This is a genomic window from Spirosoma aerophilum, assembly GCF_054782495.1.
Genome location: NZ_BAAGSJ010000009.1, coordinates 332357 through 346804, shown reverse-complemented (window position 1 = coordinate 346804; position 14448 = coordinate 332357). Strand labels below are relative to the sequence as shown.

The 14448-nt window shown below is 52.2% G+C and carries 12 protein-coding genes; 4 read left to right on the top strand and 8 right to left on the bottom strand.

Annotation, left to right across the window (positions count from 1 at the left end):
* Positions 1-43: 43 nt before the first annotated feature.
* The 3 genes from ACYVK4_RS09155 to ACYVK4_RS09145 all read right to left on the bottom strand — a co-directional run bounded on the left by ACYVK4_RS09155 (position 44) and on the right by ACYVK4_RS09145 (position 2586).
* On the bottom strand, positions 44-1201 hold the full coding sequence (locus ACYVK4_RS09155) for a cysteine desulfurase family protein (protein ID WP_461127190.1): 1158 nt from the start codon (positions 1199-1201) through the stop codon (positions 44-46).
* Positions 1202-1272: 71 nt separating this feature from the next.
* Complete coding sequence (locus ACYVK4_RS09150) at positions 1273-1791, bottom strand: DUF4136 domain-containing protein (RefSeq protein WP_461127508.1); 519 nt, start codon at positions 1789-1791, stop codon at positions 1273-1275.
* Between the two features lie 192 nt (positions 1792-1983).
* Complete coding sequence (locus ACYVK4_RS09145; RefSeq protein ID WP_461127189.1) at positions 1984-2586, bottom strand: isochorismatase family protein; 603 nt, start codon at positions 2584-2586, stop codon at positions 1984-1986.
* A gap of 187 nt (positions 2587-2773) precedes the next feature.
* Here ACYVK4_RS09145 and ACYVK4_RS09140 point away from each other — a divergent pair, with 187 nt between their 5' ends.
* On the top strand, positions 2774-3985 hold the full coding sequence (locus ACYVK4_RS09140; RefSeq protein WP_461127188.1) for a S8 family peptidase: 1212 nt from the start codon (positions 2774-2776) through the stop codon (positions 3983-3985).
* Between the two features lie 225 nt (positions 3986-4210).
* Here ACYVK4_RS09140 and ACYVK4_RS09135 read toward each other — a convergent pair whose 3' ends face one another.
* Complete coding sequence (locus ACYVK4_RS09135; RefSeq protein ID WP_461127187.1) at positions 4211-5383, bottom strand: hypothetical protein; 1173 nt, start codon at positions 5381-5383, stop codon at positions 4211-4213.
* Positions 5384-5823: 440 nt separating this feature from the next.
* Positions 5824-6336: a pyridoxamine 5'-phosphate oxidase family protein gene (locus tag ACYVK4_RS09130; RefSeq protein ID WP_461127186.1), complete on the bottom strand. Its 513-nt coding sequence runs from the start codon at positions 6334-6336 to the stop codon at positions 5824-5826.
* Positions 6337-6584: 248 nt separating this feature from the next.
* On the opposite strand from ACYVK4_RS09130, the gene ACYVK4_RS09125 reads away from it, so the two are divergent.
* Both ACYVK4_RS09125 and ACYVK4_RS09120 read left to right on the top strand, forming a co-directional pair.
* Positions 6585-7529, top strand: coding sequence for a polysaccharide deacetylase family protein (locus ACYVK4_RS09125; protein ID WP_461127185.1), 945 nt, complete (start codon positions 6585-6587; stop codon positions 7527-7529).
* Positions 7530-7655: 126 nt separating this feature from the next.
* Positions 7656-8513: a polysaccharide deacetylase family protein gene (locus ACYVK4_RS09120; RefSeq protein ID WP_461127184.1), complete on the top strand. Its 858-nt coding sequence runs from the start codon at positions 7656-7658 to the stop codon at positions 8511-8513.
* Positions 8514-8726: 213 nt separating this feature from the next.
* On the opposite strand, the gene ACYVK4_RS09115 is transcribed toward ACYVK4_RS09120, so the two are convergent.
* From ACYVK4_RS09115 to ACYVK4_RS09105, 3 genes are all read right to left on the bottom strand, one after another.
* Entirely contained in the window at positions 8727-9566 is an 840-nt protein-coding gene (locus tag ACYVK4_RS09115) for a ThuA domain-containing protein (protein WP_461127183.1), read from the bottom strand.
* Between the two features lie 121 nt (positions 9567-9687).
* Positions 9688-10713: a TIM barrel protein gene (locus ACYVK4_RS09110; protein WP_461127182.1), complete on the bottom strand. Its 1026-nt coding sequence runs from the start codon at positions 10711-10713 to the stop codon at positions 9688-9690.
* An 18-nt stretch (positions 10714-10731) separates the two neighbouring features.
* Positions 10732-13512 carry a PQQ-dependent sugar dehydrogenase gene (locus ACYVK4_RS09105; RefSeq protein ID WP_461127181.1) on the bottom strand — a complete coding sequence of 927 codons (2781 nt, stop codon included), beginning with the start codon at positions 13510-13512 and terminating at the stop codon, positions 10732-10734.
* A gap of 87 nt (positions 13513-13599) precedes the next feature.
* Here ACYVK4_RS09105 and ACYVK4_RS09100 point away from each other — a divergent pair, with 87 nt between their 5' ends.
* Entirely contained in the window at positions 13600-14373 is a 774-nt protein-coding gene (locus ACYVK4_RS09100) for an NUDIX hydrolase (RefSeq protein ID WP_461127180.1), read from the top strand.
* The last annotated feature ends 75 nt before the right edge of the window (positions 14374-14448 follow it).

Genomic DNA, 14448 nt, shown 5'->3' with positions numbered 1-14448 from the left:
CATACAAGTCCGGTTTTTGTTCAATTATACCGGCATTTTTCACTCATACCAGCGCTCGCAACTCTTCCACAACGCCTTTTATCGCGGTAACCGTCGCAGTCACATCGGCTTCGGTGTTGAATCGCCCCAAGCTGAAGCGCAGGCAGGAAAAGGCTTCGGTTTCGGTCAGACCCATTGCTAATAGCACGTGCGAGGGGTCGATGGAGGCCGCTGTACAGGCTGACCCGTTGGAAACGGCGATGCCTTCCAGACCCATAATGAGCGCGTCGCTGTCGCAGTTTTCGAAATAGATGTTTGTAGTGTTGTGTAATCGATGTTCCCGGTTCCCATTAACCCGCGTTCCCGGAATGGTTAATAGTGCTGTTTCGAGTTCCCCACGTAGAGACGTAATACGTTGCGTCTCAGATGCGTCAGCCCCTTGTTTAATCTCCAGCCGGGATAGTTCAGCGGCTTTACCAATGCCCACAATACCCGGCACATTGAGCGTACCACTGCGTAAGCCACGTTCATGGCCACCACCATGCAGGAGGGCTTCCAGCTTTACTTTATTCGGTCTACGCTGCCGCACAAATAGGCCACCAACGCCTTTAGGGCCGTAAAACTTGTGGCCCGAGAAGGCAAGCAAATCTATACCGGACTTATCCACATCCAGCGGTAGTTTACCCACAGCCTGGGTAGCGTCGGTCATGAACAGAGCCCCGACTTCGTGGGCGAGTTCGGCGATTTGCTCGATGGGCTGAATAACGCCCGTTTCGTTGTTCACCGCCATAACCGATACCAGAATCGTATCGGGGCGGAGGGCGGCTTTTACAACGTCCAGATCCAATAAGCCATCGGGTTGAACGGGCAGATAAGTTACCTCATAACCGCGTTTTTCCAGATATGCACACACATCGAGTACGGCTTTGTGCTCGGTTTGTACCGTTACAATGTGCTTGCCTTTGCTGGCATAGTTTTCGGCAACACCTCTAATGGCCAGATTGATGGCTTCCGTAGCGCCCGAAGTGAAAACCAGTTCGTGGGTTTCGCAGTGAAGTAACTCGGCGATCTGCTGGCGGGCCTGCTTTACGGCTTCACTGGCCGAAACGCCAAACGGGTGCGTACTGGCCGCATTAGCAAAGTTGTCGGTCAGGAACGGCATCATGGCGTCCAGCACGCGCGGGTCCAGCTTCGTCGTGGCGTTGTTGTCCAGGTAAATCATAGGGTGAAGATAGGCAGAAAGTAGGAAAGCACTAAACCTCTTCAGAAATCACCTGACCACGAAAAAGCGCGTCATTCGGGAGAGTGACGCGCTTTTTCGTGGCTGGTAGCCAAATAAAACTTATCGGCCCGGTAGGGGTATTTGGCGAAAATCAGGTTGACAGCCTCACGGATTTTGCCTTCCTGACGGTCCTGGCGATTCGTTGAGGTCAAGCCTGACGCCAGGCCCTGCCAAACAGTCTGATCGGTTTTCGTGTCGACTAGATTGACCAGAATCGTCCCGGCTTTAATGGCGATATCCTTTTCTTTACCCAGGCTTTGAATCTCGCCCGGTATGACCGAATCGGTACTGGAGCCTGTATAGCCTTTAATTGTTGTGGGCTCATCGAATACCCGAACATTCACAACCAAATCGGGCGACTGCCGGGTGCGTGTGTACCCCCGACCGTCCAGCGCGTACCCGACTGCATCCACCACCTGTTTTTTCACTCCCTGATCCGACTGGGAACCTTGACTAATGGCAGGTTGCCAGGCCCAGATATAACTTTTAAAATGACTGAAGTTCGTATTGGGCCTGAGTTCGCTATCTATGGTAACATTTTGCGCCTAGCTCAGGCGAGTCAGCAGCAGGAAAGCTGCGACGATGATTGACCGTTTCATAGGTATTGAGTTAACTGGTTGCCAGTTTACGACTGGTATGCATCCATAACGAACACCTGCTCAATCGGTTAATTAAAAGATAGTTAAATGGAAATGTACCCCGGTTTGCCAGAGAAGACGGCTTTAAACTCGTGTTGCCAGTTTGTCCATAATCTCCTGCGTTGTGGCCAGTTCGCCGATGCGCGGAAAAATATAGGCCAGGCTGTTGTTGTGGGCTGCGGCTACGTTGTCGGTCATGGCGTCGGTGGCGAAGGTGATGTTGTAGCCGCGCTCGTTGGCCGACCGGGCCGTACCTTCTACGCCGATGCTGGTCGAGATGCCCGCCAGCACAATACCCGTTATGTTTCGCTTCGTCAACTCATCATGCAGGGGCGTGTTGTAAAACGCATTCCAGGTTTCTTTCGTGATTTGCAGATCATCGGGTTCTGGTTGTACAGGATCCACAATATCAAAGAAACCGGTTTTTCGCATCTCTGCCAGCGCCTGCTGCTGCCCGGCATCATCTTTCGGAAAATTGCTTCTCTCAGAACGAACCCGCGAGGCCGGGGCACCAATCGGTTCGACGTGTACGACGACAACAGGTAGCTGTGCCGCCCGGAACGCAGCTTTTAGTCGGGCTGCATTGGCAATAACATCCGGCACAGGATGCGCTTTGTCGCCCGTGGCAATTCCCTTTTGTAAATCAATCAAAATCAGGGCCGTGTGCTTGTCGAGTGAAGTGAGCATGATGGATAAATAAGGCTAGTGTTGACAGATAAACTCCATGTCTGTATGAGTTGTTAGTGAGCCATTCTGGTAAATTATTTTAACCCTATAGATATAATATTCTTGTGCCGTTTTGGCTTTGTCCATACCTTGTACACATCTAGTTCTCAGATTTCGCGTTTGTCTAACTTTTCACGTTTTAACCATTATGTTCAACCATACCTTCAAAAAAGTGCTCTGGTCGGCTCTGCTTCCGGCCTTGCTGGTCGCCTGTCAGCCCAACGACGATTTTCGGCAGCAGCCCGATGCAGTCGTCCGTTACAGTCGTCAGGCACCATCTGCACGAACAGCCGCCGATGAGCAGAAATACATTATTACGTTCAAGGCTGATCCGGTTATCAGCCGGACGCTGCCCGAGCGGTCAGGGGCCTATGAAGCTCGTAGTCAGCGTATGAAGGGGTTGATCGCCCGGTTGGTGGGCTCCGACATTGCCGGGAAAACCCAGCAGGTATATACCACGGCAATCAAAGGCTTTGCCGCTGAACTAACAGCTGCCGAGTTGACGCGGTTGCAACGGATGCCGTTCATTGCCAGCATCGTTCCCGATCAGTTCGTTGCACTGGCTGTTCCGGCGGGTTCGGTCATAACCATTGGCGCACAAACAACACCCTGGGGTATTAGCCGGGTGGGCGGAATCCGTACCTATACGGGTGATCATAAAGCCTGGGTTATTGATACCGGTATTGATTTCGATCATCCCGATCTGAACGTCAATGTCGACCTCAGCCGGAATTTTGAAAATCCGCGTCGCACCGCCGACGATGACAATGGGCATGGGTCGCACGTGGCGGGTACGATTGGTGCCCGAGACAACAATTTTGGCGTAGTGGGCGTCGCACCAGGGGTTGAGGTGGTCGCCGTTAAAGTGTTATCAGCCGCTGGGAGTGGGGCTTACTCGGCGATTCTTGCCGGGGTTGACTATGTCGCCAGTCAGGCTGTGGCCGGCGATGTGGCGAACATGAGCCTGGGTGGCCCCGCTTACCCACTCATCGACGAGGCTGTGAAAGAGGCTGCCAGCCAGGGGATTCGATTTGCTCTAGCCGCCGGAAACGAATCGGAGAACGCCATTTATTCATCGCCGGGTCGTGTCGATGGCCCTAACATCTACACCGTTTCTGCGCATGATATAAACAACCGATTTGCGTCTTTTTCCAACTCCGGCAACCCACCCATCGACTGGTGCGCTCCCGGCGTCGATATCCTGTCGACCTGGCGTTCGGGCGGTTATCGGACCATCAGCGGCACGTCGATGGCCGCTCCACACGTGGCGGGCATCCTGCTGTACGGCACGCCCGTTTCGCGCGGTCCGGTAGTGGGTGACCCCGATGGTAATCCGGACCAGATGGCCAGGCTGCCGTAGGGGAGTTGGTAAGTTGGTAAGTTGGTAAGTCGGTAAGTCGGTAAGTTAGTAAGTTGGTAAGTTGGTAAGTTAGTAAGTTAGTAAGTTAGTAAGTTGGTAAGTCGGTAAGTCGGTAAGTTTACAAGTCAGAATCAGTGACGGAGTGCCTGTTTTTAGCCCCTCCCCTTTTTTCAAGGGGAGGGGTACCGTTTGGGGAGGGGTATTTTGACCCGTACTTACTTTGCATCAAGGCAATCCCGTTGGTGATGTTTGGTTGATCGTGCCTATGTTGCCGCTCCCGATTTGCTGAACCTGTGCCAGATTTCCCTGGCCCGTCTGGTTCACCGTCAGGACGTTATTAGTCCCCTGCTGAAGGGCAGCACCCGCCGACGTCAGGTTGAGAATGGAGTTGAAGGTACCCGTCTGCCGGAAATAAGACAGGTTGCCCGTGCCGAGCTGATTGATGCCTGCGGTGTTCAGAACCCCATCCTGCGTAATTTGAGCCGTGTTCGAGTAGCCCGTGCTTTGTCCCGGTAAGGCCCCTTGACCAACCGAGGCCAGGTTACTGCTGCCCAGTTGGGTAATGGTTGCTTTTCCGCTGGAACTACCAAACTGCTCAACAGAGGCTGTATTGAATGTGCCCGTCTGATTGATAGTGGCAACAGCGTTGCTGGTCATCGCGTCGGACTGGTCGATGTAGGCTTGGTTACTGTTTCCGGCCTGATTAACCGTAGCCAGGTTATTAACCCCGGCGCCCTGTTCCTGATACACTTCGCCGAGGTTCCGATCGCCTTTCTGGACAATCGTGGCCGTCTGGCCCGAAACGCTGCTCTGATTGATGTAGGCTTCGTTTCCACCGGAAGCCGTTGTCCCGAGTTGCAGAATAGTGGCCCGGTGTCCCTGACCATCCTGGCGTATTTCGGCGGCATCCTGGTAGCTAAAGTTCGTTTGGGTGATGGTAGCTGAATTACCGGTGCCGGTCTGCTCAACACCGGCCGTACTACCCACCGCACTCAGTTGATTGACGTTGGCTCTGTGGTTCACTCCCGTCTGACTGACTGATACTTCGCTGTCATACGTATTTATATCCGACTGATCGACCTGGGCATTGTTAGTCGTCCCGTCCTGAAAAATCTGAATGAAAGTACCCGGGCCGGAGCCTTTGTTTTGCCGCGCACCTGCCTGATTACCTGTCCCGGTTTGGCCAATAAAAATCTCCTGAGCGTAGGTGCTGGTTTGAGAGGTAGTAGCCTGGTTATTGGTCCCGTCCTGTAAAACGGTGACCACTTCGCCTGAGGCTGACTGAGTTAGGTTGGCTTTGTTGGATGAGCCGGTTTGACTGAGGGTAGATACGTTGGTTTGGGCATAGGCGGTTGCCATGATCTGTAGAGCAGACCAGGTAAGGATCAGTTTTTTCATGCGCTAAAAGAAAATTGATTTTGTTTAGAAGTTGGAAAGCTGCTTTGATAGCTGGATAAAAACAGTCATTGCCGAATCGCTAATAAAGCGCTCGACGTTTTTCGAACTTTCAATCCAGAAAAACTATATGATAAATGTAGAAGCCGAATGGGTAAAATTGTAGCCACTCGCTAAAATAAGTCTGTTATTTATTTAAACTTCCGGAAGTATAGTTGCGATGAGGTTACTGAATACCGCCGACCGATGTTGTTTAGACCGGCCTGTGGCGACTGTGGCGAGTGCGACAGAGCCGCTTCAATAACCGCCATTGCTGGCAGAGATGTCTATAAAAAAAGCGTTGGTCAACTTGCCTGGGGCAAGTTGACCAACGCTTTTTCTGCATCAGTTGTGTTCATCAATCAAGCTTAGTCAGTGGGGTCAGCCATCCCGATGTCTGATGCCTACCGGGGCTCGTCGCCGAATTTTTCGTTGCGACCCGTTTTGTCTGAATCACCGGTAATAGCTCCTTTGGCCATTTCGAAGAGCTTCACCATTTTACCCCCCGGCCGATCCCAGTATTCACCGGCATGAGTTGTCACTTTCAGCAGGGCAATGTCCGGGTCATCTTTCCCATTTGGAAACCAGGTTTTCAGGAAGTCGCTCCACAGTTCGTCTATCTTGGCTTTGTCTTTCACCACCTCGGCATAGCCCGATGTAGAGACATACACCTCCGATCCGGGGTCCGAAAAGCCCAGGGCGACACGCTGGTTCTGGCGAATCTCACTAACTTTATTGGAGTTGTCGTAAGTGAAGAACCACATCGCTCCATCGGCATCTATTTCGTGGGTCGCCATGGGACGGGTATGAAAATCACCGTCGGGTTCCTGGGTGGTGAGCATGGCAATGCGGATGTCCTTGATTTTATCTTTGAGCTTGTCGAGCTCCATGGCGTTCAATGTGTGTTGAGCTTGCATGAGGTATTTAGGTTTATTGCCCTGCGAAAAGCTTTTGTAAAAGAATAGGGTTTGGCTAAACGCGCAGAAATTTCCTAAAGTTGAGCAAATGGTATAGTATGTATATAGGATTGTATGTTATTGGTGATCTCGGACTAAATGATGTAGACCATATAGTCTATATAATTTAAATTAAAGTTTGGACCGTTTTCTCGATTTGTGTTGGCAGGCGTAGAGTTTTCGTTAAGTTTGAGACATATTTATTCATTATGTTCAGTCGTCAAACTCTATCTTTTGCTGCGGCCTTCGGCCTCTCTGTTTTACTTACGCATGGCTTATCGGGTTGTCAGTCAAAAGGCTCCGCAACGACCGAAAACACCGCTGATTCAGCATCCAGCGTAGCCGCTAACCCGTCGACGGCCGAAAAACCGGCTGACAAAAGCGCCGAAACCAGTACTGCGGCCGCTCCCGACCCTTCCAGTATCCCGGCAAACAAAATAGCCGATGCCGCTACCATCCTGGCCCGGCCGCAGGTGCCTATCTTGTGCTATCACCAGATTCGCGACTGGCGGGCCAGCGATTCCAAATCGGCCAAAGACTACATCATTCCCGTAGCGGCTTTCCGCGAACAGATGAAAATGCTGGCCGATAGTGGCTACCATACCATTCTGCCCGATCAGCTGTATGCCTATCTGACGACCGGTGCCTCGCTGCCTTCCAAACCCGTCATGCTCACCTTCGATGATGGCGACCTCGACCAATACACTGTGGCCGCTCCGGAGTTGGAAAAGCACGGGTTCAAAGGAGCGTTCTTTATCATGACCGTTGCCATTGGCCGACATGGTAAGCAGCCGTATATGGACAAGGCCCAGATTAAAGACCTCTCGGATCGGGGTCATGCCATTGGTGCCCATACCTGGGATCACCATAATGTGAAGAAATACCAGGGCGATGACTGGAAGATTCAGGTGGAAGAGCCCAAGGCGAAGCTGGAAACCATCATCGGTAAGCCCATTAAGTATTTTGCGTATCCGTTTGGCTTGTGGAACAAACAGGCGCTGCCCGAACTCCAGCAACGGGGCTATGCGGCTGCGTTCACGCTGGCTGACAAGCGGGACGACAGCATGCCGCTTTATACCGTTCGCCGGATCATTGCTGGGGGGCAGTGGAAAGCCACGACCATGTACCGGAATATGATTCAAAGTTTCGATTAAGCGAAAGCGTTCTTCAACTGTAACAAAAGCGGCCTGAGCCGCTTTTGTTGTTTACGCGATAAAAATCATCAGGAGATTCGTTTGAGATTGACTTTTGTACGTAACTCAAAGAAAGCCACGATACCCATGAAGTTCAGAACGCTACTTACCCTGCTAGGGCTTCTTACCGGTTTAAGCGTCGTTAATGCCCAATCGAAACCACCGCGCCTGCTTGTTCGGGGCGACGATATGGGCTATTCGCATGCGGGTAATGAAGCCCTCGTAAAATGCTACAAGGACGGAATCGAAAAGTCGATCGAAGTGCTGGTGCCCTCGCCCTGGTTTCCCGAAGCGGTTGAGCTGCTGAAGCAGATTCCAACGGCCGATGTTGGTATTCACTTAACCCTGACCAGCGAATGGGACAATGTCAAGTGGCGTCCTGTATCGGATTGTACCAGTCTTCGGGATGCTGATGGGTATTTCTTCCCGATGGTTCGCCCGAACAAAAATTATCCCAAACGCTCCGTCGTGGAAAACGATTGGAAACTCGCCGACATTGAGAAGGAGTTCCGCGCGCAGATCGAACTGGCCATGCGGAAGATTCCCCGCATAAGCCATATTTCCGGCCATATGGGCTGCACATCACTTAATGACGAGGTGAAGACACTCGTGACGAAACTGGCAAAGGAGTATCACCTGATCAACCCTGGTGAAACCGAGCTTGCCAGAGCTGGCTACATCGGCGAGCATACCACCTCAGCCGAAAAACTTCAGGGATTCCTGAAAATGCTCGAAAGCCTCGAAGCCGGAAAAACATATATGTTCGTCGACCACCCCGGCCTGGATACGCCTGAAGTGCAGGCCATTCATCACATTGGTTATGAGAACGTTGCCGCAGACCGGCAAGGGGTCACCGATGTCTGGACGGACCCACAGGTGAAGGCGCTGATCAAAAAGAAGGGTATTCAGTTGATTGGCTACAACGATTTGGGGCTTAGTAAATAGGAAATGGTCAATTGAGGTAATTAGAACTGTGTTAAAAGACCCGTGCCATGGTTTTGTACCATGGCACGGGTCTTTGGTGTGGTGTCAGGTTCTTCAACCTGACAGGGGAGGTTTCTTAAAACCTTCCCTAAGCTAGGGTCAATACGTGTGGTGTCGGGTTTAAGAACCCGACATCACACGTATTGACCATTTACCTGAATTAGTTACTGTTTGTCAGAACCGTCCGGCCCATTCAATACCGGCCACGATATGCGGCATGGCGTATTTGTCGGTGAAGGTTTCGTTGGTGTGCCCCATGCCCGTGTAGAACACGCGCCCTTTTCCGATGACGTTGGTCCAGGAAATCGGGTGGTCACCCCCCATCGCTTTGGGGAAGGTGGCTTTGTAGGTAGCTTCGTTCAGGGTCAGCAAAACCTGAATGCTGTCTTTGCCCCGAACGCTTTGCTTAAAATTATACCACTCATCGGCCTTGTGAAATGTAGCCGGTAAGTGCTGGGTTGTCGGGTGATTTCTGACATCCGTAATGATTTCGGCATCGGGCGTATGCTCGGGGTAGAGCGGGTGGTCGCGGAAGTGGGTACCGAGCATATGATCGTACCAGTCCCAGTCGTATTCGGTGTCGGATGCGGCATGGATACCCACGTAGCCACCGCCATTTTCAATAAATTTCTCGAATGCCTTTTCCTGCTCCGGTGTCAGCACATCGCCCGTGGTCGACAGGAAAACCACCGTTTTGAACCGTCGGAGGTAATCGTCGTTGAAGAAAGCCCCGTTTTCGGTCGCCCGAACGTCCCAGCCTTTTTGGGCGCCCGCTTTTTTGAGGGCCTCAATACCCGGCTCAATGGACTCGTGTCGGAAGCCGTTGGTCTTGGAGAATATCAGAACACCTTTTGGACCAACCTGACCGGGGTCGGCGGGGCGGGTAGTTTCAAAAACCGGCTTCTGCCAGGGCAGTTTGCGCGTTACATACATACCAAACGTAACAAAGGCGCCTATCAACAGCGCGAAAACAAGGACGACGCCTAACAGAATTTTTACAAGCTTACGGAGCATGTGAAAGGAGGGAGGAGGGGTAGAGATTTTGAATGTTTGGTGCTTAGTCAACTGAGACAAGTGAGTCAAACGCCATATCGTCAAGATATGGCGTTTGACTCACTTGTCTCAGTTGAAAACATCAGGCTAATTCCGTGCGAACCCGTTCGAGCAGGGTCTTGGTGGCCTGAATACCGGCGTTGGTGGGCAGATAGCCGCCCGTTGGGTTGTACATGCTCATGATGCCACCTTCGTATTCGACACCGACGTACCCGTTGAAACCCGCATCTTTGATGATTTTGAACATCTTCCGGAAATCGGTTTCGGTTTCGTTACCCTGTGCGTCGAACTTGTGGGTTTTGGCACTGATCCCTTTGGCATACGGCATCATTTTCTTTACGCCCTCATACCGGTCATATTCCTTCACGCAGGTGGTACCCATAATCCCCTTTATATCGTTCGTTTCGGGTTTGCTGCGTTGCCGGCAGAAGTTGCCGAAGTCGGGCAGCAGACCCGCGTTAGGCATGTTTACCTGTTTCAGAACGCCCACCAGCCAGTCAATATCCGTCGAGTTGCCGAAGTGGTTTTCCACAATCACGTTCATCTTCGATTGGGCGGCATACTCCAGCAGTTTGTGGTAGCCGTCGGCGGCTGTTTTGGCCGCTTCATCGGCGGGGTCGTCGGCTACGCCCGATATGGCCCGGGAGGTGTCGCCGAGGTTGACCCGAATGGCGCTGCAACCCAGAAACTTGGCCGCATCGACCCAGGCGTAGTGCGATTCGACCGCCTGTTTACGTTTGGCCGCGTCCAGATCGGCAATGTTGGCCCCATCGACCATGATGAGGTTGTTCTTCATCCCCAGGTCGTCGCAGCGTTGTTTAAGTTCCTTCAGATACGCCGGGTCGGTATGCTTGTTGTTGAAGAACATGGATACATATTCGAGCACATTAATGCCGAAATCATTTTTGGCCCGGGCTGGAAACTCCATGTTGGTCATCTTGCCCGACATAAGTTCGCCCGCAAAGGAAAACTCAGCCAGCGAAATGTCGAAACTGAACTTTTTGGCACTCATTTCTGCGAAAAGCTGATTTGGCAAAGCGGCTGACAGGCCTAGCCCGGCGGCCGTCAGACCGAGTTGGTTAAGGAAATCGCGACGTGATTGTATCATGGTTTGGTTTTACTGCGATTAGTTGGAAAATTGAACCGTGCTGGGTACAAAAAGAGGTGCTTTTCCGGCCTTCTCGTTTTTGAAAACGAAGTACAGGTCGTGCTGGCCCGTTGTTGGGATAATGGCCGCTTTGGCCATGGTGGGGGTAAACATGGCAGCCGGGTCTTTGCTTTCGTTGGGTGCAACGTCTTCCGTCTGCCCCAGCAATTGGCCCGTCGGGGAGTCAATACGAACCTCAATCCGACCACCCATGGCACTTAGCTGTGCCTTAGGGGCGGCTACCGCAAATTCCATCGTTCGGATACCGGTCAGGTCGAGCTGGTTGAATTTGACATAGGTATCGGAGCCCATCACGACCACGAGCGGGTAGGGCTGGGTGCCCATTTTGAACAGCGTGATGCCTTTCGACTGGCTGTTGGACTGACCCAGCGCAACCAGCGGGTTCCGCAAAACGATAGCCTGCTCAACCAGTTGGGCAGGTAAGCCGTTGGCTCCTTTATCTTTGTAAGACGCCTGTAGAACCAGATTTCCCTTTTCGTCTTTACCCGGCATATAGGTTCCCTTCGTTGGAAGTGAAGGAGTCGCCCCTTTCTTGTCGGAGAGGGTGAGAATATACTTGACAATTTCGCTCGCGTCGGGTTGGGTGATTTGCGGGTGGGCGGTCATGATGGCATCGCCCCAAACGCCACCACCGCCTTTTATGATCTTGTTCGACAGGCTCGCTACAGCGTTAGCGTCGCTTTTATATCGTTTCGCCACCTCGATGAAGGCGGGACCCACCGATTTTTTGTCGGTAAAATGACAGGCTTTACAGTCACTTTTTTCCATGAGCGTCTGCCCGGTACCCAGGTAAGCGGCCTCGGAGAATTTATGGCCAGCGCCGGTTGTAGCCGCTGCCTGTGCGTTGGCGTCATCCTGATACGTAGCCCGAACCATCACCTGTTTGGGCAGAATGCGCCCGCTGGCCAGGCTGCCATCTTCCTTGTCGGTCACGTTTACCTGATAAGCTATTGCCTGGCCGGGGAAATAGAAGCTCTTATTGCCGTTCACTACGTTCAAGGCCACCTGCGGGGGCTGGTTACCGGCCATAATATCCACCTCGCGCGTGTCTTTCAGCCCTTTTGCATCCGTCACGGTCAATAGGGCTTTGTACTGGCCCGGCTTCTGAAACGTAAATGTTGGGTTCGGTTCATTCAGAATGATTGGCTGTGCGCCCGTCCGGCTCACTATTTTCCATTGATACGTCAGTGCATCGCCATCAAAATCTTTGGTCCCTTCCGACGACAGGGCTACTTTCAGCGGCACCGCCCCGGCCTTTTCACTGGCCGCCACCTGCACACTGGGCTTGCGGTTACCCGCATTGAACTCAATGCGCACCAGGCGCGAATCGTCGTTTTTGAGGAACCAGCCCGTGCCATATTCTAACACGTATAAATCACCATTTGGTCCGAATGCCATGTCGATGGGATGACTGAACCCCATGTTGGGCAGAAAGCGCTCCATACTGGTCATGCCGCCCTTCCCATCAAAGTCAACGGCCAGAATCATATCGCGCATCCATTCGTACAGGAACACTTTCCCGTTATAATAGTCGGGGAAAGGGCGTTTGGCGTTTTTGAAATCGTCTTTGTAATAGGTGGGGCCAGCCATCGCACTACGGCCACCGGTTCCCATGATCGGAAACTTTTTGGACTCGGCAGCCGGATAGGAAATCAGCGCGGGCTGGGCAGGAGGGAGGTCGCGCAGGCCCGTGTTGTTGGGCGAATCGTTGACCGGGTGCGCCGGATCGAATTTGGCACCTCCTTTCCCGGTAATAAAATCCTTGTCGTAATAGGCTTTGTTGTCGCCCACAAAATAGGGCCAGCCGAAATTGCCCGCTTTTCGCGCCTGGTTGTATTCGTCTTCGGCTGTGGGGCCAACGCCTACCGAATCTTCACCCGCGTCCGGGCCTACGTCGCCCCAGTACACATAGCCCGTACGCTTATCTACCGAAATGCGGTAGGGGTTGCGGTGGCCCATGGTATAAATCTCGGGGCGGGTCTTTGTCGTTCCTTTTGGAAACAGGTTGCCTTCGGGAATGGTGTAAGTACCGTCGGCTTCGGGGTGGATACGAAGGATCTTGCCGCGCAGGTCGTTCGTATTGCCCGACGACTTTTGTGCATCCCACGGACCCCGACCGGGCCGTTCGTCGATGGGCGCATAGAGCGTGGCGCGGGGACTGGTGTTATCGCCGGTCGAGAGGTAGAGATTGCCATCGCGGTCCCAGTCAATGGAGCCGCCGGTATGGCAGCATTGTTCGCGCTGAACCGGCACGTCCAGCAGCACTTTTTTGGAGGAGAGCACCAGTTCATCGCCCCGCATGTCGTAACGGACCAGACTATTCTTAGATTCGCTGCCCGCTGGTGAGTAGTATAGGTATACCCAGTGGTTTTTCTCGAAGCCGGGGTCGATGTTAATACCCAGCAGACCATCTTCCGCTTCGGTTTCGCGTCCTTCAACATCTTTATATTTCGTGCTGACCGGAATCGAAGCAATCGTTTTTACCTGTTTCGTAATCGGTGAATACAGTTGAACCTGCCCGTGTCGTTCGATAAACAGTACGCGTTCATCGGGTAGAATAGCCATTTCGAGGGGCTCATTTAGTTTTTCGGCAAGTACTACCTTTGTGAACCGGTTTTCATCGGGTTTGTCGCCGGGTGCGGTGAACGGCCTCGTTGAGTAAGCCCATAAGCCAAGGGCGCCTATACTGAGTAGAGCCGCCGTTCGAAACGATTGACGAGTATACGGTTTATATGTCATTTTTGATGCGTATTTTCAACACAATGATAAGGATAAATCTTCCATTGTGTACTAAAAACACACTACAAATAATTGAAATTTTTCAGGATGGAGTACAAAAAGCAAATAGAGCAGCTAATCGTCGACTTTAGAGCCAATTACCTTTCTTCCGTATCCATCGACTTTGTCATATTCGGATTTCATGACGGGCAGTTAAAAGTGCTGTTGCTGCGCTGGAAAGAAACCGACAAGTGGTGCCTGCCGGGTGGGCGTGTTCGGCATGAAGAAAATCTGGAAGCTGCTGCCTATCGAAGCCTGCAGGAGCGGACGGGTTTGAGTGAAATTTTCCTGCAGCAATTTCACACCTTTGGCGATGTGATGCGGTATACCCATTTTAGTAAGGAAGAAACCATGGGCAAGCTGGGGTTACCGCAGGATGTGCTGGGGGATTTTCCGGCCCGGGATGTGTCGGTCGGCTACTATGCCCTGGTTGAATTTGCCCGCGTGACGCCCACCCCCGATCTGTTTACGGATGAATGTCAATGGTGGGATATCGACCAGATCCCCCTTCTGCTCTTCGACCATAACGCCATGATCACGCTGGCTCTGAAAACCCTGCGTCGGCAGTTGAGCTACCAGCCTATAGGCTATAATTTACTGCCGGAGAAGTTCACCATGCCCGATTTGCAGCAATTGTATGAAACCATTCTGGGACAAACGCTCGACCGGCGAAATTTTCAGAAGCGAATTTTGGGTTATGACATACTGGACCGGCTGAATGAACGCAAGACTGGCGGAGCACACAAAGCGCCCTACTTGTATCGTTTTAATAAGGAAAAATACGAGAAAGCACTGGAAGATGAGGCACTTTTTGTCGGATAGGAATATTTATTTGAACATTTCTCACTTGTTTGGTAGTCCCTTGCTTCTGCGAAAACCTTACCTGAACTGAATTGT

Coding starts and splice junctions, on each gene's coding strand:
- ACYVK4_RS09155 (WP_461127190.1), bottom strand. CDS start 1,201: ATGATTTACCTGGACAACAACGCCACGACGAAGCTGGACCCGCGCGTG.
- ACYVK4_RS09145 (WP_461127189.1), bottom strand. CDS start 2,586: ATGCTCACTTCACTCGACAAGCACACGGCCCTGATTTTGATTGATTTA.
- ACYVK4_RS09140 (WP_461127188.1), top strand. CDS start 2,774: ATGTTCAACCATACCTTCAAAAAAGTGCTCTGGTCGGCTCTGCTTCCG.
- ACYVK4_RS09135 (WP_461127187.1), bottom strand. CDS start 5,383: ATGAAAAAACTGATCCTTACCTGGTCTGCTCTACAGATCATGGCAACC.
- ACYVK4_RS09130 (WP_461127186.1), bottom strand. CDS start 6,336: ATGCAAGCTCAACACACATTGAACGCCATGGAGCTCGACAAGCTCAAA.
- ACYVK4_RS09125 (WP_461127185.1), top strand. CDS start 6,585: ATGTTCAGTCGTCAAACTCTATCTTTTGCTGCGGCCTTCGGCCTCTCT.
- ACYVK4_RS09120 (WP_461127184.1), top strand. CDS start 7,656: ATGAAGTTCAGAACGCTACTTACCCTGCTAGGGCTTCTTACCGGTTTA.
- ACYVK4_RS09115 (WP_461127183.1), bottom strand. CDS start 9,566: ATGCTCCGTAAGCTTGTAAAAATTCTGTTAGGCGTCGTCCTTGTTTTC.
- ACYVK4_RS09110 (WP_461127182.1), bottom strand. CDS start 10,713: ATGATACAATCACGTCGCGATTTCCTTAACCAACTCGGTCTGACGGCC.
- ACYVK4_RS09105 (WP_461127181.1), bottom strand. CDS start 13,512: ATGACATATAAACCGTATACTCGTCAATCGTTTCGAACGGCGGCTCTA.
- ACYVK4_RS09100 (WP_461127180.1), top strand. CDS start 13,600: ATGGAGTACAAAAAGCAAATAGAGCAGCTAATCGTCGACTTTAGAGCC.